This window comes from Mycobacterium sp. (assembly GCF_039583805.1).
Taxonomy (GTDB): Bacteria; Actinomycetota; Actinomycetes; order Mycobacteriales; family Mycobacteriaceae; genus Mycobacterium.
The window spans coordinates 1-18,103 of sequence record NZ_JAVKSH010000075.1; the positions used below are offsets into that span (position 1 = coordinate 1).

Consider the following 18,103-nt stretch of genomic DNA (forward strand, 5'->3'; position numbering starts at 1 on the left):
ATCGACGGCGGCGGACCATCTGAGCCCCGTCCGCGGCAGCGGGGCGGCGACGCTACGCCGAAACCTCTGCCGCACCTGCTGAATCACCGATAGGCGTGCGGACCGAGCAACTGACTGTGAAGGCGTGGGTTGTGCCGCCGTCGGCGCAGGGGATGGTGTGGTCGATGTCACCGGTCACCAGCACCGCGCCGACCTGGCGTAGTCGTGTGCGCATCGCGCGCGCGTAATACAGGTAGCTCGCCGGCAGCGCCGGGGGTACACCCCGGGTCCGCCGAGTACCTACTCAATCACCCGCATCACCTATCAGCCGAAAAGGAAGTAACGCACCCACAGGTAGCCCGCGGCCAGCACCAGCGAAACGACGGTGACCACGGCGCCCTTGCGGGTGAATTCCCAGAACGAGATGGGACTGTCGGCACGCCGGGCGATTCCCAGGATGACCACGTTGGCGCTGGCCCCGACGGCGGTCAGGTTGCCGCCGAAATCGGTGCCCAGGGCGAGCGCCCACCACAACACGTGCGGGTCGGCGGGCATCGACGGGACCAACTCCGCGACGATCGGCGTCATCGTCGCGGCGTAGGGAACGTTGTTGACGACGCCGCCGATCACCAGCGACACGATCAGGATCAGCGTCGTGGTCAGCAGCGCATTGCCCCGGGTCACCTCGGTGGCCAACCGCGCCAGCTCGCTGACCACGCCGGTCTTCACCAACGCGCCGACCATGACGAACAGGCCGACGAAGAACAGCAGCGTGTCCCACTCGACGCTGGACAGATAGTCCGGGCGGGACAGCTTGGAGACCACGATCAGCACGCCGGCGCCGATCAGCGCCACCACGGACGGATCCATCCGCAGCAGGGAGTGCGAGACGAACGCGGCGAATACGGCCGCCAGGACCACACCGCATTTGATCAGCAGCACGCTGTCCCGAATGGCCTCACGTTCTTCCAGCGACATGACATCGGCGACGCGGGCGGCGTCGACCGTGAACGCGCCGGGGAACAGTCGCGGCAGCAGGGCGACCAGGGCCAGCGTCACGATGACCACGATGGGTGTCAGGTGAACCAGAAAATCGTTGAACGTCAAGCCGCCTCGGCTGGCGATGATGATGTTGGGCGGGTCGCCGACAAGTGTTGCCGCGCCGCCGATGTTGGACGCAAAGGCCTCGGCCATCAGGAACGGCGCCGCGTTGATCGCCAGCCGCTCGCATACCAGCACCGTGACCGGGGCGATCAGCAGGACGGTGGTGACGTTGTCCAGCAGCGCCGACCCGAACGCGGTGACCAGCACCAGCAGGATCATGATGCGCAGCGGCGAGCCGCCCGCGCGTTTGGCGGCCCAGATCGCGACGTACTCGAACACCCCGGTCTGCCGCAGCACGCTGACGATGATCATCATGCCGAGCAGCAAAAAGATGACGTCCCAGTCGATTCCGGTGTCCGGGGAGAAGAACATGTCGTGCGAACTGATCACCGGCAGCGTCGCCACGATCGCCGCACCGGTCAGCGCGATCAGTGTTTTGTTGAAGCGGTCGTTGGTGATCAGCGCATAAGCAATCACGAACACGCAGAGTGCGGCGACGCTCACGACCGCCGCTCCGCCGGGTCGCCGGTCAAGGTCCCAGCGCCGCGGCCAGCAGGCGCGACGCGGTGATCACGCCGTGCAGCGTGCCGTCTTTGACCACCGCGAGTAGCGGACTTCGGTGCCGCGCCATCAGGGCGGCCACCTCGATGATGGTGTCGTCGGCGTGCGCGGACGGCACGTTGAGCAGGTGGTCGGGCAGCACGTCGCGGACCTTCTTGCCGCCCAGCTTCTCGGCGGCGCGATCAGCCATCGACTCGTTGAGCACCCCGGCCAGCGACGGGTCGTCCTGGACGTAGCGCGGCACGATGAACCGCACCACCTGTGAAGCCGGCAGCACCGCGTAGGGCTTGCCGTCGGTGTCGGTGACGACGATGCCGGGCAGCCGGTTCTCGGCGAGCATGCGGGCGGCGTCGAGTGCGTCGCCGTCGATCCCGACGACGGGAAAGTCTTCGGCGATGTCCTGGGCGCGCACACCGCGACGATACGTCGCCGTGCGCGGTGCGGTGCGACGTGGTCGGTCGTCACAACCATCGCGTGCCCTCGGTGTCGCAGCCGTCGTCACCGGGCGCGCCGCCTGGTTTCCCCGGACCGTCGCCGTGTCGCATGCGTACACTGGCGAAATGCTTGAACAGATCCGCGGGCCGGCTGATCTGCAGCATCTGTCCGACGCACAGCTTCGCGAGCTGGCCTCCGAGATCCGCGAATTCCTGATCCACAAAGTCGCCGCCACCGGCGGCCATCTGGGCCCCAACCTCGGCGTCGTCGAGCTGACATTGGCGCTGCACCGGGTCTTCGACTCGCCGCACGATCCGATCATCTTCGACACCGGCCACCAGGCCTACGTGCACAAGATGCTCACCGGCCGTCGCCCCGACTTCGACACCCTCCGCACAAAGGGCGGGCTGTCGGGGTACCCGAGCCGCGCCGAAAGCGAACACGACTGGGTGGAGTCCAGCCACGCCAGCGCGGCGCTGTCCTACGCCGACGGGCTGGCCAAGGCGTTCGAGCTGACCGGGCACCGCAACCGGCACGTGGTGGCCGTCGTCGGCGACGGCGCGCTGACCGGCGGCATGTGCTGGGAGGCGCTGAACAACATCGCGGCGGCGCGGCGCCCGGTGGTGATCGTCGTCAACGACAACGGCCGCAGCTACGCCCCGACCATCGGTGGTCTGGCCAACCACCTGGCGACGCTGCGGCTGCAGCCCGGCTACGAACAGCTGCTGGAGAAGGGCCGCACAGCGGTGCGCGGGATGCCGGTCATCGGCGAGCTGTCCTACCACGTCATGCACAGCCTCAAGGCCGGCATCAAGGACGCGCTGTCGCCGCAGCTGCTGTTCACCGACCTCGGGTTGAAGTACGTCGGTCCCGTCGACGGCCACGACGAGCACGCCGTCGAGGTTGCGCTGCGCAGCGCCCGCGGCTTCGGCGGTCCGGTGCTGGTACACGTCGTCACCCACAAGGGCAAGGGCTACCCGCCGGCCGAGAACGACGAAGCCGACCAGATGCACCAGTGCGGGGTCATCGACCCGTTGACCGGGGCGGCCACCGCGATGACCCGGCCCAGCTGGACGGCGGCGTTTTCCGACGCGCTCATCGAGTACGGCGCCAAACGCCGCGACATCGTGGCGATCACCGCGGCCATGCCGGGCCCCACCGGGCTGACCCCGTTCGGGGAGCGGTTCGCAGACCGGCTCTTCGACGTCGGCATCGCCGAACAGCACGCGGTGACATCGGCCGCCGGGCTGGCCATGGGCGGGCTGCACCCGGTGGTGGCGGTCTACTCGACGTTCCTCAACCGGGCGTTCGACCAGGTCATGATGGACGTGGCGCTGCACAAGCTGCCGGTGACCCTGATCCTTCACCGGGCCGGGATCACCGGGCCGGACGGCGCCAGCCACAACGGCATGTGGGACCTGTCGATGCTGGGCATCGTCCCCGGCATGCGGGTGGCCGCCCCCCGCGACGGCACCCGGCTGCGCGAGGAACTCGGCGAGGCGCTCGATGTCGACGACGGGCCGACGGCGGTTCGCTTTCCCAAAGGCGATGTCGGCGAAGATGTTCCGGCGCCGGAGCAGCGCCGCGGGGTCGACGTGCTGGCGTTGCCCGCCGACGGGCTGAACCACGACGTGCTGCTGGTGGCGGTCGGTCCGCTGGCGTCGATGGCGCTGCAGGTGGCCGAGCGGCTGCGCAAGCAGGGCATCGGGGTGACGGTCATCGACCCGCGGTGGGTGTTGCCGGTCCCCGACGTGGTGCAGGAGATGGCGGCGGCGCACAAGCTGGTCGTCACGCTGGAGGACAACGGGGTGGCCGGCGGCGTCGGCTCGGCGGTGTCGGCGGCGTTGCGCCGCGCACAGATCGACGTGCCGTGCCGCGACGTCGGCCTGCCGCAGGAATTCTTCGAGCACGCGTCGCGCGGCGAGGTGCTCGCCGCTGCCGGCCTGACCGACCAGGACGTGGCCCGCCAGATCACCGGCTGGGTCGCGGCGCTGGGCACGCCGGCGGAGGAAGCCGAGATCCGCGAGCGCCTCGACTAGATCCGCGACGCAGCCAGCGCCGCGGTCAGCACCGGGACCACCAGTTCGCGCTGCCAGGCGCGGGCCTGGCCGGTGCGCAGAAACTCGTCGACCGCCGGCTCCCCGCCGCCTGCCCAGTCCCAGCACAGCCGCCGCACCAGGTCGGGGGAGATCAGGTTTTCGGCCGGCACCGCGACCTGCCCGGACAGCGCCGCCAGCGCCGTCCGGGCCGCGTCCAGCCGCGCCGCCGCCTCCGGTCTGCGTTTGGCCCAGCGCGCCGGGGCCGGCGGCCCGTTGGGTGCGTCGGTGTCCTCGACGGGCTCCGGATCGTCCCGGGCCCGCTCCAGAGCCGCCAGCCAGACCGCGGCGTTGCGACGCTGCCGGGGCCCGCCGAAGATCGGCAGGGCGACAAGGTCGCCGGCTGTCCGCGGATCGGCGGTGGCGGCGTCGACGATGGCCGAATCAGGCAGGATGCGGCCGGGCGCGATGTCACGGCGCCGGGCGATCCGGTCGCGGGCCGTCCACAGTTCGCGGACCGCGGCCAGGCCACGCTGGTCACGCACCCGGTGGATGCCCGACGTACGCCGCCAACGGTCCCGGCGGGTGGTCGGCGAGCCCTGCTCCGCGGTGACGCGCAGATACTCGAATTCCTCTGCGGCCCAACCGGTTTTACCTTGCTCATCCAGCACCGCGGCGATCGCGCCGCGCAGTTCGATCAGCACTTCGACGTCCAGCGCCGCATAGTTGAGCCACGCCGCCGGCAGCGGACGTTTGGACCAGTCCGCGGCGCCGTGCCCCTTGGCCAGCGCCAGCCCCAGCAGCCGCGCAACCATGGCGGCCAGGTTGACCCGGTCGAACCCGGCCAGCCGGCCGGCCAGCTCCGTGTCATACAGCGCCGGTGGCCGCATGCCGACGCCGGCCAGGCACGGCAGGTCCTGGTCGGCGGCGTGCAGGATCCACTCGTCGGTACCGAGTACCTGTGCGACCGGACGCAGCACGGTCGTCGGGTCGCCGCCGTGGCTGACCGGATCGAGGAGCACGGTGCCGGCGCCGGCCCGCCGGACCTGGATCAGGTATGCCCGGTTGCAGTAACGGAAACCCGAGGCGCGTTCGGCATCGACCGCGAACGGTCCGCGGCCACCGCTCAGCAGCTCGGCGGCCGCGCCGATCTGCCCGGCGGTCACCGACAGATCCGGCACCCCGGCGGCGGGCCGGAGCAGCGGTGTGGCGCTGGGCTCGGTGGGCTGCTCCGACGTCACGCGCGCGACCGCGAGCCCAGGTCGGTGACCCCGACCGGCGGGAGGCCCGCGGCGTGCTCGAGCACCTCGCAAAACGCCTGGACATGAGTGCCGATGGCGGGAGTGGTCGCGGTCCAGGACGCCCGCAGCTCCAGCTGATGGGCGCGCGGCGGCCCGGAGATGTCGCCGTACCGCACCGAGCTGGTTGCGGTGACGGTCCCGCCCAGCGCGGTGACGTGCTCGGCGCGGGCACCCAACGCGTCCACCAGCCAGCTCCACGCCACCTCGGGCAGCAGCGGGTCGACGGCTTCGCTGGAGTCCAGGTCAGCCTGGATGTAGGCGACCAGCCGCATGGTGCCGTCCCAGGCGTCGTCGCCGTCCGGGTCGTAGAGCAGGATCAGCCGGCCGAACGCGTCGCCGTCGGAGCGTTCGGCGACGACGGCGGTGTCAGGGTGCGTCACCTCCGCGCCCAGCGCGTAGCTGTACGGCGCGAGCCGTTGGGGTGGCCGGATGGGGCCGAGCTCGATTTCGGGCCGCACGGTGGCGGCGTTCATGGCGGCCACCGCCTCGCGGAATGGAGCCGGCTCGGCTGACGTCACTGGCGCCGCTCCTCCTCATCGCGTCGTCCCACTCAAGCGGGTGGTGTCCGCACTGCAACGCCGCCGGTGCGGACCACATCTTTCGACGCTAGACCTTTGCGCCGAGATGGCAGCACAGGCACGCCGGAGGGATCGCGACGGGTGTGCCCTCACCGGGGGTCGTCGGCGGCGAAACGCACCGGCCGCTTCTCAAGGTGAGCGGCCAGGCCCTCGGCCGCGTCAGGCCCGCTGAACGCGAGAAACTCCAGTCCAAGGGATGTTTCGAAGGTCGGCGCGAACATCCGGTACCAGTGGTTGAGGCTGTGTTTGGTGAAGCGGATCGCGGTTTGTGCGCCCTGCGCCAGGTCCGTCGCGATCCGGGTTGCCGACGCCAGCACCTTGTCGTCGTCGACGCAGGTCGACACCAGCCCGATACGTTCGGCCTCCTCGCCGGACAGCGGCTCGCAGGTGAGCAGGTAGTACTTCGCCTTGGCCATCCCGACCAGCAATGGCCAGCAGATGGCGGCGTGGTCGCCGGCGGCCACCCCCAGCCGGGTGTGGCCGTCGATGATCTTTGCGGTGCGGCCGGCCACCGAGATGTCGGCGAGCAGCGCCACCACCAGACCCGCCCCGACGGCCGCGCCCCGAATCGCCGACACGACCGGCTTGTCGAAGTTGACCATGTTGAGCACCAGGTCGCGGGCCTCGCGCATGATCCGCATCCGGTCCGGGAAGTCGCCCATGGTTTCCTGGATCAGGTCGAAGCTGCCCCCCGAGGAAAAGGCCCGGCCCTCACCGCGGACCAGGACGACGCGCACCGCGGGATCACGCGCGATCGCCGGCCAGACCTCGGCGAGGTCCCGGTGCATCTGCGGCCCAACCGCGTTCAGCCCGGGCGCGTCGAGGATCAGCTGCAGCACGCCGTTGTCGGCGAGCTCGAATCGCAGACTCGGAAACTCGCCGTAGTCCACCGGCGGGTGGCGAACGGGCATCGGCGCTCCTGACTCACGCGAAGAGGTTGCCTTCGGCGATGGTACGCATGGTCCGCGGCCGGCGCCGCCGCGGCCTTGATGGCGGCGATCCGCGCGCCGGCACCGCCGGCCGTGGCAGCATGGTTTGCGATGACTACCCGCCGCGACCTCGCCGAGTCGCCATACCTGGCCGCGGCCACCGGGCGCAAACCGCGTCGAGTGCCGGTGTGGTTCATGCGGCAGGCGGGTCGCTCGCTGCCCGAATACCGCTCGCTGCGCGCGCGGCACAGCATGCTGGCCGCGTGTTTCGACGCCGAGCTGATCACCGAAATCACCCTGCAACCGGTGCGCCGTCACGACGTGGACGCGGCAATTCTGTTCTCCGACATCGTCGTGCCGCTGCGCGGCGCCGGCGTCGACTTGGACATCGTCGCCGACGTGGGCCCGGTGATCGCGACACCGGTTCGTACCGAAGCCGACATCGCCGCACTCAAACCCCTTGAGCCACAAGGGGTCCAGCCTGTCTGTGATGCCGTCGCCCGGCTGGTCGGCGAACTGGGCGACGTCCCGCTCATCGGTTTCGCGGGCGCGCCGTTCACGCTGGCTTCCTACCTGGTCGAAGGCGGCCCGAGCCGCCACCACGCCCGCACCAAGGCGATGATGCTGGGGCAACCCGCCGCCTGGGATGCGCTGATGGACAAGCTGGCCGACCTGACCGTCGACTTCCTGCGCGTGCAGCTCGACGCCGGGGTCGACGCCATTCAGGTGTTCGACTCGTGGGCCGGCGTGCTGTCGCTGTCCGACTACCGCAGCTACGTGTTGCCGCACAGCAGGCGGGTGTTCGCCGCGCTGGCCGACCGCGGCGTGCCGATGACCCATTTCGGGGTCGGTACCGGCGAACTGCTGGGGGAGATGGGTGCGGCCGGCGCGACGGTCGTCGGGGTCGACTGGCGGACCTCGCTGACCGAGGCCGCCGCCCGGGTCGGGCCGGGGACCGCGCTGCAGGGCAACCTCGACCCGGCGGTCCTGCTGGCCGGCTGGCCGGTGGTGGCGCGGGCGGCGCGCGTGGTGGTCGACGACGGACGCCGCGCCGTCGACGCCGGCGCCCGCGGGCACATTTTCAACCTCGGGCACGGTGTGCTGCCGCAGACCGATCCTGGCGCGCTGACCGATCTGGTGTCGCTGGTCCACTCGCTATGAGCTCGTATTGTGTTGTCGGCGGCGGGATCTCGGGATTGACGGCGGCGTACCGGCTACGGCAGGCCGCCGGTGACGGCGCGACGATCACGGTGTTCGACCCGGCCGACCGGCTCGGGGGAGTGCTGCGCACCGAGCGAATCGGCGGGCAGCCGATGGACGTCGGCGCCGAGGCGTTCGTGGCACGCCGCCCGGAACTGCCGGCGCTGCTGGCCGAGCTGGGGTTGGCGGACCGGCAGCTGGCCACCACCGGTGCGCGGCCACTGATCTACAGCGCAGCCCGGCTGCATCCGCTGCCGCCGGACACGCTGGCCGGGATTCCGTCGTCGGCGCACTCGGTGGCCGGACTGGTCGACGATGCCACCGTCGCGCGCATCGCCGACGAGCCCGCCCGTCGGCTGTGCTGGCGGCCCGGCAGCGATCCCGCGGTGGCCGACCTGATTAGCGACCGGTTCGGCGGGCAGGTCGTCGCCCGCTCGGTGGATCCGATGCTCGGCGGGGTGTACGCCGGGTCGGCGGCGACCATCGGGCTGCGTTCGGCGGTCCCGAGCCTGGCCGCGGCGCTCGACGACGGCGCCGCCAGCCTGACCGACGCGGTGCGGCGGGCGCTGCCGGCGACGCGTGGCGGGCCGGTGTTCGGCGCGGTGGCCGGCGGCTACGCGGTGGTCGTCGACGAGCTGGTGCGGCGCAGTCGGCTGCGCTGGGTGCCGGCCGCGGTGGAGCACCTGCACCGCGGCGAGCAGGGCTGGGCGCTGCGCGACCAGACCGGCACCTCCTGGCCCGCCGACGCGGTGATCCTCGCCGTGCCGGCGGCGCGGCTGGCCGGGCTTGTCGACGGCGTCGCGCCCCGCACCGCCGCGGCCGCCCGCCGGATCGTCAGCGCGTCGTCGGCGGTGGTGGCGCTCGCCCTCGCCGGCGACGTCCGGTTTCCGGAGCGGTCCGGGGTGCTGGTGGCCAGTGGGGAACCGTTGCGCGCCAAGGCGATCACGCTGTCGTCCCGAAAATGGGGGCGGCTCGGGGATGTCGAGCTGGTGCGGCTGTCGTTCGGCCGGTTCGGCGACGCCGTGGCGGGCAGTGCCACCGACGAGGAGCTGCTGGCCTGGGCCGTGCAGGACCTGGCCACGGTCTTCGGGGTGGCCGTCGACCCGGTCGACGTGTGCGTGCGGCGCTGGATCGACGCGATGCCGCAGTACGGCCCGGGCCACAGCGAGCTGGTCGCCGAGCTGCGGGCCGGGTTGCCGCCCGGCCTGGCGGTCGCGGGCAGTTACCTGGACGGCATCGGCGTGCCGGCCTGCGTCGCGGCGGCCGGGCGGGCGGTGTCGGAGTTGCCCAGCTCGGCCTGACAACAGCAGTGGCACCATGGAGCCATGGCCCGCCTGGACTACGACGCCCTCAATGCCACGGTTCGCTACCTGATGTTCTCGGTGTTCGCGGTGCGGCCCGGTGCGCTCGGCGAACAGCGGGACGCGATCGTCGAGGAGACCGCGACCTTCATCAAGCAGGCCGAAGAACGCGGCGTCGTGGTGCGCGGGCTCTACGACGTGGCCGGTCTGCGCGCCGACGCCGACTTCATGATCTGGACACACGCCGAACGCGTCGAGGCGCTGCAGGCCACCTACACCGACTTCCGGCGCACCACCACGCTGGGCCGGGCGAGCTCGCCGGTGTGGAGCAGCGTGGCGCTGCACCGTCCGGCGGAGTTCAACAAGAGCCACATCCCGGCGTTTCTGGCCGGTGAGGAGCCCGGCGCCTACGTCTGCGTGTACCCGTTCGTGCGCTCCTACGAGTGGTATCTGCTGCCCGACGAGGAACGCCGCCGCATGCTCGCCGAGCACGGGATGGCCGCCCGGGAGTACACGGACGTGCGCGCCAACACCGTCCCGGCGTTCGCGCTGGGCGACTATGAGTGGATCCTGGCGTTCGAGGCGCCCGAGCTGCACCGCATCGTCGATCTGATGCGCGATCTGCGGGCCACCGACGCGCGGCGGCACACCCGCGCGGAGACACCGTTTTTCACCGGCCCGCGCGTCGCCGTCGAGCAGCTGGTGGCCTCGTTGCCTTGAAGTGGCGCTATGACCGTGCCGGTCGACCCGAGCCGCTACGAGAAGATGTATCGCGACGAGTAGTCCGCGCACGGCTTGCCGGCAGCCACACCGTGGGACATCGGCGGCCCGCAGCAGGTCGTCCAGCAGCTTGTCGCGCTGGGCGCGGTCAACGGCGAGGTACTCGACCCGGGTACCGGCCCGGGTCATCACGCCATTTACTTCGCGTCGCAGGGCTACTCGGCGACGGGCATCGACTCCTCACCGACAGCACTCGAGCGGGCGAGGCAGAACGCGCGCAGGGCCGGGGTGTCGGTGAATTTCCAGCTGGCCGACGCGACGAGGCTGGAGGGTCTGGAGAACCGTTTCGACACGGTCGTCGACTGCGCCTTCTATCACGTCTTTTCCGATATCCCGGCGCTGAAGAGGTCGTATGCGCGGGCTTTGCACCGGGCGACCAAGCCAGGTGCGCGGCTGTACGTGTTCGAGTTCGGCCCCGGCACCGTCAACGGCATCGGTGCGCCGCGGTCGCTGTCCGAGGACGACTTCCGCCAGGTGTTCCCCGACGCCGGGTGGGACATCACGTATCTGGGGCCGACGACGTATCAGGTCAACATGAGCGGGCAAGCTTTCGACATGATGATCGCCCGCAACCCCGATAAGGCCGAGCAGATCAAAGCCGACGCGGCACGGTTCCGGATGCTCGAGCCGTTCATGACCAATGGCCGCGCGCACGCCCCGTTCTGGGAATGCCACGCGACCCGAATGGACTAGCCGCGAGAGTGCGACGGGCGACATCGCTTCTGGCAAAACGCGTCGGTAGTTGCACTCTCGCGGGAGATCAGGACGGCACCAGCCGCAGGCAGATCGAGTTGATGCAGTAACGCTGGTCGGTCGGCGTCGGGTAGCCTTCGCCCTCGAACACGTGGCCCAGATGGCTGTGGCAGCTGGCGCACAGCACCTCGGTGCGGCGCATGCCCATCGTGGTGTCGGACCGCAGGATCACCGCGTCGGAGCCGGCCGGGTCGAAGAACGACGGCCAGCCGCAATGGGATTCGAACTTCTCGGTGCTGCGGAACAATTCGGCGCCGCATGCCCGGCACTGGTAGACGCCTTCGGTCTTGGTGTCGGTGTACTCACCGGTGAACGGTCGTTCGGTGCCGGCCCGACGCAGCACCGCGAACTCGTCCGGGGTGAGTTTCTGACGCCATTCCTCGTCGCTGTGTTGCACCCGTGGGGAACTCATGCCTCCACGCTAGCGCGGGGGCGCTGCGTCGTCAGCCACGCCGGGTCGATGCCGTCGTCGAGCCGGCCTTCGGCCTTGGCGTCCAGGTAGCGGAAGTACAGCACACACGACACCACGATCAGCAGCAGCGACCAGCCGTAGGTGATCTTCAGGTACTCCAGCGGCCGCCCGACGGACATCCAGTTGAACAGCAGCCAGCGATCGAGCGTCAAAAAGCCGTAGATGCCCAGCCACGCCGGCCAGTTGCGGATCACCGAGTTGGGCAGCACCACCGTCATCAGGAACGGGAACAACATCATCGAGTAGTAGCCCTGCGCCAGCGACAACGCCAGCCACGACCACAGCAGCAGCACACCCGAGGACGTGAGCATCCACAACCGCGGATCGCGGGTCCGGTAGTAGCGGTACAGCAGCCACAGACTGCCAATTGCCAGCAGTGTGAACAGGATTCGCATCGACAGAATCAGCCCGCTCGGCAGCCCGAAGTACACGCCGTTGCCCTCGATGGAGCTGTTGAAGTAGTCGCGGGTGCCGAAGATGTAGGGCAGCGTGCGGGTGACGAAGTCCCCCGGGTCACTCACCAGCGGCAGCGCGGCCAGGTTGAACACCACCGGCATCACGAGGGCGGCCCCCACCGCCCGCCACTGGCGGTTGAGCAGGGGCAGCAACAGCAGCGGTGCCAGCAGGGGTTTGACCACCAGCGACAGCCCGATCGCGACCCCGGCCCACCATTGGCGGCCGGAGTGTTCGGCCAGCAACCAGCGCAAGAACAGCACCTCGGCCAGCAGGATGCAGCCGTTGATGTTGGTGAAAACCAGTGTGTTGGTGACGGATTCGGTGGCGAACATGGCCAGCAGCAGTGCCGGGGCCGCCACCGAGCCCAGCGTGAAGTCGAACATCCGCAGCAACAGGTAGCCCGCGATCACGATCGCCACGGTGTTGCAGAGGATGAACAGATAGCGCGCCTCGGCGAACGGCAGATACCCGAACGGCGCCATCAGCAGCGTGCCGCCGGGCGGGTACAGGTAGTGCGGGTCGACGTAGTCGAAGTGCTCGTTGTAGATGTCCCAGCCGTGCCGGAAGTTCAGCACCGCGCGGTAGACCGGCTTGAAGTCGTCGGTGATGTTGCCGTTGGTGGTGACGACGATGCTGCGGTGGATGATCGACAGGATGGCGGCCGGCCACAACACCGACCGCAGCACGGCCGCGGTGCTCGGCGGGCCGGTGCGGGGCCGGAACGCAGCCAGCAGACCGCCGCCCAGAGAGTCAACTGCTGTCACCAGCGCACCGTACACCGGCGCAGCTCGCCGCCAACTGTCAGGCGGGACAGTAGATGTCGGTGTCCGGCAGCTTCCCGCTGTCGAGGTAGCCGATCAGCGGCGGCACCGCACACGACGAGTAGATACTGGCGCCGTGCCCGATACCCTGCCACATCACCCGCTTGCTGGCGGCGGTGGCGTTGATGACGGTGGCCGCGGTGGCGGGCACGCCCTCGGCGCCGACGATCGAGTCGTTCTGCACGCCCAGCAGCAGCACGTCGACCTTCAGGACCTTCGGTTGTTGCGGCGGCGACGAGCTCGGCCACGACACGCACTTGACCAGGTTTAGTGCGGCGACGGCGCCGAACTGCGGGTAGAGCTTGGCCCAGGCGACCACCAGCTCCCGCACCCGGTCCGGGGTGGGACGGCTCACCGCGTCGCCGCAGGAGTTGACGAACTGCCCGTCGGTGTCGCGCAGGTTCTCGGCCCGGTTGACCAGGTTGTTCAGCACGTTGGTGTCGCCGGAGCGCGCGGCGGCCAAGGCGTTGGCCAGGTCGGTGGCAGTGCTGACGCGGTCACCGGCGGGGTAGCCCAGGGCGGTGGTGATGGCTGCGGCGAGGGCGGCCACCGACAGTCCGCCGGGGCCGTGCCCGGCGCGGGCGTCGGCCAGCAGCGAGCTGACCGCGCCCGTAGGGTCCGGGCCGAGCGGGCAGTCCAGCGCCGCGCACTGGGCGGCGAAGGCATCCAGCGAACTCTGTTGGCCCTTGACGCGTTGCACGGCGGCGTCTTCAGCGCTCACCCCCAGGGCGATCGGCGAGTCGAGGATCAGCCGGGCGACCTGGTCGGGATGCGCGCCGGCGTAGGTCAGCGCCACCTGGGTGCCGTTGCCGATACCCATCAGCGCCAGCGCGGGCACGTCCCAGATGCTGCGCAACCGCTCGATGTCGCTGGCGGCGTGGGTGTTGTCGTAGGAGGAGTCGCCGGGCGCGATGGCGTCGGTGCAGTTCGTGGTGGCGGTCTGGGCGACGTCCGCCAGATTGGCCACCCGGTCGTCACCGGTCTCGAACTGCGCCTGGTTCCACATTTCCTGACGCTCGAACTGGTCGCGGCAGTCGATCGGGCTCGACATTCCGATGCCGCGGCGGTCGACGGCCACGAGAGGATGGCTGCGCAACACGTCGCTGCCGGCTCGCGACAACCAGACCGGCAGCTGAATCGACGACGGCAGGTCCGTGCCGGTGGTGAACACCAGCGGGCCGGCGTCGGCCGGAGTTTGCGCCGAGCGGGCGCGGACCACACCGATGCTCAACACGCCGGCTGCGCCGTTGGCGGGGTCGAGGTCGGCGTCGTAGCTCGCGCAGTCGAGCTTGACGCCGGGGGCGGCCGGGACCGCGGCGTCGCCGAACACCCGCGACGTGCAGTCGCGCCAGGACAGGTCGTTCTTGGGTGCGGCGATCGGCGGCGGGCCACCGGGCGGCGGCGTCGTGACGGCCTGTCCCTGCGCTCGGGCGTCAGCGTCGGTGGCGAAACGCGGGTCGGCGGCCAACCCTGGCGCGCAGGCGGACAGCAACACCGTCACGGCGATCAGGGTCGTGCCGCGCGCGGGATGCCGACTCATGGCTTTCAGAGTAGCTAGTCGGTCTTGACGTAGCGGGTGTACAGGTAGCCGTCGGCGTCGGCCAGCACGTGCGCACAGCGCATCCGGGTCTCGCCCTGCCCCGGGCCGGCCGCGATCCGCCCCGCCTGGCCGCCGACGAGGCACGGCGCGATCGTCAGGCACATGTCGTCGAGCAGGCCGCGGTCAAGCAGCCAGCCCAGCAGCGCCGGCCCGCCCTCGGTGAGCACCCGGTGCAGGCCGTGACCGGCCAGCGCCGCCAGTATCGGCGCATGCTCGACCTCGGCGGGATCGTCGCCCGAACAGTCGATCACCTCAGCCAGCCCGCCCAGCCGGCGCTGTGTCTCCCCGAACGCCGCCGCGCAGGTCAGCACCAGCGGCGCCACCTCGGTGCGGGTGAACACCGGCAGGTCCCGGTGCAGGTCACCGGACTTGGTCACGATCGCCAGCGGCGGCACCTCGCTCTGCCCGCGCGCCTGGCGCCGCTGTCGTTGCGCGACGGTGAGCTGCGCTCCGGCGTAACCCTCGACGCGCACCGTGCCGGCGCCGACCAGGATCACGTCGGCCAGTTCGCGCAGCACGGCGAACAACGCCCGGTCGACGGGACCGCCGAGGGCGGCCGTGGTGCCCTCGACGGTGGCGCCGCCGTCGAGGCTGGCGATGAAGTTCGCCCGCACCCACGGGCCGCGGTGGTCCGGCGGGTAGTCGTAGAGCCGGATGAGCTCGTCGTCGCCGACGGTGCGGACCGGGCCGAGCAGCCTCAGGCGCGTCCCGCCGGGCTGGCCGGCCCCCGGGTCGGTTTCGGCGTCGGGCATGAACTCGATTGCAGCACGTCGGTAGGGTGCGTGCATGCACGGCCCCCATGCTGCGCCGGTCGGCGGGGTCGCCCGGCTGGTGGACCGGCAGCCCACGGTGTCACCGCAGCGCTTGATAGCTCAGCTGCTGCCGCCGCCCACCTTCGCCCGGGTGAGCTTCGCGACCTATCGGCCCGACCCGGCCGAGCCGACCCAGGCCGCGGCGGTGGACGCGTGCCGGCGGTTCTGCCGTGAGGCCGTCGAGCGGCGGGCCGGGCGCAGAAAGCTGTTCGGACGGCGCGAGATCCTGCCGGGCGTGGGTGTGTACCTCGACGGCGGTTTCGGCGTCGGCAAAACCCACCTGTTGGCGTCGGCATACCGTGAGTTGCCCGACAGCGCTGCGCACGGCAAGGCGTTTGCGACGTTCATGGAGCTGACCCAGCTCGCCGGGGTGTTCGGCTTCGCCGAATGCATCGACCTGCTGGCCGATTACACGCTGGTATGCATCGACGAATTCGAGCTGGACGATCCCGGCAACACGACGCTGATCTCGCGGCTGCTCTCCGCGTTGGTCGAGCGGGGCGTGTCGGTGGCGGCCACCTCCAACACGCTGCCCGAGCAGCTCGGCGAGGGCCGGTTCGCCGCCCAGGATTTTCTGCGCGAAATCCAAACGCTGGCAAGTATTTTCGAGGTTGTGCGGATCGAGGGGCCGGACTACCGGCACCGCGACCTGACGCCGGCTCCGCAGCCGCCGACCGACGACGAGGTCGCCGCGCGCGCCGTCGCCGCGGCCGGGTTCGGGTGCGCCACGCTGGACGACTTCGACGAGCTGTGCGCGCATCTGGCCACCATGCACCCGTCGCGCTACCTGGCTTTGATCGACGGGGTGAGCGCGGTTTTTGTCACCGGCGTGCACACCGTCGACGACCAGAATGTCGCGTTGCGGCTGGTGGCGCTGACCGACCGGCTCTACGACGCCGGCATCCCGGTGTCGGCCTCCGGGACCAGGCTGGACCGTATCTTCAGCGCGGAGATGCTGGCCGGCGGCTTTCGCAAGAAGTATCTGCGGGCCGTGTCGCGGCTGCTGGCGCTGAGCGCGTCGACCTTCGGAGCCGGCGCGCCATGACCGGTGGATGTCAGGCGCCGCCACCCGGGCCGGTGCCGGCGGTGTAGGACTTCGCGCCGGTGCCGGCCAACCGCCCGCCGTCGACGATCAGATACTCCTCACGGATCGGCCGCCCGGCGAACCAGTCTTCCAGGATCTCCCGGGTGCCCGCGGCGTAGCGCGCCTGGGCGGCCAGGGTGCTGCCCGAAATATGCGGTGTCATAGCGTTATTCGGCATGGACCGCCACGGGTGATCGGCCGGCGGCGGCTGCGGGTACCACACGTCGCCGGCGTAGCCCGCCAACTGGCCGCTGTCCAGGGCGGCCACGATCGCGTCGCGCACGCAGATCTCGGCGCGGGCCGTGTTGACGATGTAGGAGCCGCGCCGCATCGAGGCCAGCAGCGTGTCGTCGAAGAGGTGGTAGGTCTGCGGGTGCAGCGGCGCGTGGATGGACACCACGTCGACCGCCCGCACCAGCGAGGCCACGTCGGGATGGAAGGTCACGTTCAGCTCGCGCTCCACCTCGGCCGGCAGCCGGCGGGTGTCGGTGTAGTGCAGGTTCACGTCGAAGGGCGCCAGCCGGCGCAGCACCGCCTGCCCGATGCGGCCGGCGGCCATCACACCGACGTCGAGACCCTCGACGTCGTAGGCCCGCGACACGCAGTCGGCGATGTTCCACCCACCGCCGGTTGCCCACTGGTGTGACGGCACGAAGTTGCGCACCAACGCCAGGATCTGCATGACGGTGTGCTCGGCGACGCTGATGCTGTTGCTGTAGGTCTCCTCGGCGACGGTGATCCCGCGGGCTATCGCGGCGTCGAGGTCCACATGGTCCGAACCTATCCCGGCGGTGATGGCCAATTTCAGCCCGGGCGCCTTGGCGATTCGCTCAGCCGTGAGATACGCCGGCCAAAATGGTTGGGAGATAACAACATCGGCCTCGGGGAGGTGACGCTCGAACTCGCTGTCCGGGCCGTCCTTGTCGGAGGTCACCACCAGCTGATGGCCGGCGTCTTCCAGGAATGTCCGCAAGCCCAGCGCGCCGGAGACGCAGCCGAGCAGCTCGCCCGGGGTGAAGTCGATAGCCGACGGGCTGGGCAGCGTCTGCCCGTCGGGGTAGCCGTGCAGCACCGGCACGCTGTCGCGCGCATAGACCGGCGGATAGCCGGAAACGGGGTCGGGATACAACACCAGCACAACCTTGGCCACCGCGTCCTCCTCGGTCCGTGCAGAGCGCCTCGGCCAGTGTTGCAGGGCTGCGTCGAGGCCGGTGCGACAAGTGCTCCGTCGTGGGCGATGATAGACCGGTGAGACGTCTCGGGGTGCTGGTGGGCGGTATCGCCCTGGTCGGCTTGGCGGTGCCGGCGCATGCCGACGACGGTGTGGACGCGAGCTTTCTGGCCACCCTCAAGGAGGCCGGCATCACCTACACCAACGGGCCTCAGGCCGTGCATGCCGCCCGGACGGCCTGCCAGATGATGGAAGACGGTCAGGCGGGCATCGACGTCGTCAAGCATGTGACCGAGCAAAACCCGGGATTCACCATCTCCGGCGCCGCCAAGTTCATCGCGATAGCGGCGAGTGCGTACTGCCCGCAGCAGCTGAAGGGCGCCGGCAGCGGCGGATAAGCCGCCCTACGGGGACTGCCCACGCCGCTGTGCCTCCTGCATCTGTTCAGGTATTGCGGGCAGTAGGCACCGATTGCGTCCGAAACCACCTGCCGCGCTTCCAGGGGCGTGAGCTGCGGCGACTTGCGCATCGTCCCGACGATGTAGGGTTCGGGGCTCTCGCCGTTCGCCAGGTCGTGACAAAGGTCTATCGCCTGTTGGTTGTCGTCGGCCTCGTTTTGCCACATGCCGCCGCGGTCCAGTGAGCGAGCGAAGCGCCGATTGGCGTCCGGCTGCACGGGGGCTGCTTGCGCGGGCGGTGGCGGCTGAACCTGCGGTTTCGGTGCCGGTGG

At 70.3% G+C, this 18,103-nt stretch carries 15 protein-coding genes and 2 pseudogenes; 7 read left to right on the top strand and 10 right to left on the bottom strand.

The window, feature by feature from the left end:
* Nucleotides 1–303: 303 nt before the first annotated feature.
* Together ABDW21_RS11435 and ABDW21_RS11440 are read right to left on the bottom strand one after the other, a co-directional pair.
* Nucleotides 304–1,587: an ArsB/NhaD family transporter gene (locus tag ABDW21_RS11435; RefSeq protein ID WP_343601495.1), complete on the bottom strand. Its 1,284-nt coding sequence runs from the start codon at nucleotides 1,585–1,587 to the stop codon at nucleotides 304–306.
* A gap of 25 nt (nucleotides 1,588–1,612) precedes the next feature.
* A complete protein-coding gene (locus tag ABDW21_RS11440; protein ID WP_343601493.1) occupies nucleotides 1,613–2,056 on the bottom strand; it encodes a CBS domain-containing protein in 444 nt (147 codons plus the stop codon).
* 148 nt (nucleotides 2,057–2,204) lie between these two features.
* Here ABDW21_RS11440 and dxs point away from each other — a divergent pair, with 148 nt between their 5' ends.
* Entirely contained in the window at nucleotides 2,205–4,118 is a 1,914-nt protein-coding gene (gene dxs / locus ABDW21_RS11445; protein ID WP_343601492.1) for a 1-deoxy-D-xylulose-5-phosphate synthase, read from the top strand.
* On the opposite strand, the gene ABDW21_RS11450 is transcribed toward dxs, so the two are convergent.
* The 3 genes and pseudogenes from ABDW21_RS11450 to ABDW21_RS11460 all read right to left on the bottom strand — a co-directional run bounded on the left by ABDW21_RS11450 (nucleotide 4,115) and on the right by ABDW21_RS11460 (nucleotide 6,905).
* A complete protein-coding gene (locus ABDW21_RS11450; RefSeq protein WP_343601491.1) occupies nucleotides 4,115–5,356 on the bottom strand; it encodes a ribonuclease D in 1,242 nt (413 codons plus the stop codon). The genes dxs and ABDW21_RS11450 overlap by 4 nt on opposite strands.
* A pseudogene (locus tag ABDW21_RS11455) lies at nucleotides 5,353–5,966 on the bottom strand (DUF3000 domain-containing protein). Before ABDW21_RS11455 ends, ABDW21_RS11450 begins: the two are co-directional and overlap by 4 nt.
* A 117-nt stretch (nucleotides 5,967–6,083) precedes the next feature.
* Nucleotides 6,084–6,905 (bottom strand): enoyl-CoA hydratase/isomerase family protein, encoded by an 822-nt coding sequence (locus tag ABDW21_RS11460; RefSeq protein WP_343601489.1) that lies wholly within the window; start codon nucleotides 6,903–6,905, stop codon nucleotides 6,084–6,086.
* A gap of 129 nt (nucleotides 6,906–7,034) precedes the next feature.
* Between ABDW21_RS11460 and hemE the strand changes: the two genes are divergently transcribed.
* The 4 genes and pseudogenes from hemE to ABDW21_RS11480 all read left to right on the top strand — a co-directional run bounded on the left by hemE (nucleotide 7,035) and on the right by ABDW21_RS11480 (nucleotide 10,897).
* Nucleotides 7,035–8,084: a uroporphyrinogen decarboxylase gene (gene hemE / locus ABDW21_RS11465; RefSeq protein ID WP_343601487.1), complete on the top strand. Its 1,050-nt coding sequence runs from the start codon at nucleotides 7,035–7,037 to the stop codon at nucleotides 8,082–8,084.
* Nucleotides 8,081–9,424, top strand: a complete 1,344-nt coding sequence (locus tag ABDW21_RS11470; protein ID WP_343601485.1) for a protoporphyrinogen oxidase — start codon at nucleotides 8,081–8,083, stop codon at nucleotides 9,422–9,424. The genes hemE and ABDW21_RS11470 overlap by 4 nt, the downstream gene beginning before the upstream one ends.
* A 24-nt stretch (nucleotides 9,425–9,448) precedes the next feature.
* Complete coding sequence (gene hemQ / locus ABDW21_RS11475) at nucleotides 9,449–10,144, top strand: hydrogen peroxide-dependent heme synthase (protein ID WP_343601484.1); 696 nt, start codon at nucleotides 9,449–9,451, stop codon at nucleotides 10,142–10,144.
* 9 nt (nucleotides 10,145–10,153) lie between these two features.
* Nucleotides 10,154–10,897, top strand: a pseudogene (locus ABDW21_RS11480) (methyltransferase domain-containing protein).
* 67 nt (nucleotides 10,898–10,964) lie between these two features.
* On the opposite strand, the gene msrB reads toward ABDW21_RS11480, so the two are convergent.
* From msrB to ABDW21_RS11500, 4 genes are read right to left on the bottom strand one after another with little or no spacing between them, the layout of a single operon-like run.
* Nucleotides 10,965–11,369, bottom strand: a complete 405-nt coding sequence (msrB, locus tag ABDW21_RS11485) for a peptide-methionine (R)-S-oxide reductase MsrB (RefSeq protein ID WP_343601483.1) — start codon at nucleotides 11,367–11,369, stop codon at nucleotides 10,965–10,967.
* Entirely contained in the window at nucleotides 11,366–12,664 is a 1,299-nt protein-coding gene (aftC, locus tag ABDW21_RS11490; RefSeq protein WP_343601481.1) for an arabinofuranan 3-O-arabinosyltransferase, read from the bottom strand. Before aftC ends, msrB begins: the two co-directional genes overlap by 4 nt.
* 22 nt (nucleotides 12,665–12,686) lie before the next feature.
* The gene (locus tag ABDW21_RS11495) at nucleotides 12,687–14,246 is read right to left on the bottom strand and encodes an alpha/beta hydrolase (RefSeq protein WP_343601479.1); all 1,560 of its coding nucleotides are present in this window, start codon (nucleotides 14,244–14,246) and stop codon (nucleotides 12,687–12,689) included.
* 14 nt (nucleotides 14,247–14,260) lie between these two features.
* Nucleotides 14,261–15,058 carry a pyrimidine reductase family protein gene (locus tag ABDW21_RS11500; protein WP_343601477.1) on the bottom strand — a complete coding sequence of 266 codons (798 nt, stop codon included), beginning with the start codon at nucleotides 15,056–15,058 and terminating at the stop codon, nucleotides 14,261–14,263.
* 34 nt (nucleotides 15,059–15,092) lie between these two features.
* On the opposite strand from ABDW21_RS11500, the gene zapE reads away from it, so the two are divergent.
* Complete coding sequence (gene zapE, locus ABDW21_RS11505; protein WP_343601476.1) at nucleotides 15,093–16,163, top strand: cell division protein ZapE; 1,071 nt, start codon at nucleotides 15,093–15,095, stop codon at nucleotides 16,161–16,163.
* Between the two features lie 10 nt (nucleotides 16,164–16,173).
* Here zapE and ABDW21_RS11510 read toward each other — a convergent pair whose 3' ends face one another.
* Nucleotides 16,174–17,352 carry an NAD-dependent formate dehydrogenase gene (locus ABDW21_RS11510; RefSeq protein WP_343601475.1) on the bottom strand — a complete coding sequence of 393 codons (1,179 nt, stop codon included), beginning with the start codon at nucleotides 17,350–17,352 and terminating at the stop codon, nucleotides 16,174–16,176.
* 98 nt (nucleotides 17,353–17,450) lie between these two features.
* Between ABDW21_RS11510 and ABDW21_RS11515 the strand changes: the two genes are divergently transcribed.
* The gene (locus ABDW21_RS11515) at nucleotides 17,451–17,771 is read left to right on the top strand and encodes a DUF732 domain-containing protein (RefSeq protein WP_343601474.1); all 321 of its coding nucleotides are present in this window, start codon (nucleotides 17,451–17,453) and stop codon (nucleotides 17,769–17,771) included.
* The last annotated feature ends 332 nt before the right edge of the window (nucleotides 17,772–18,103 follow it).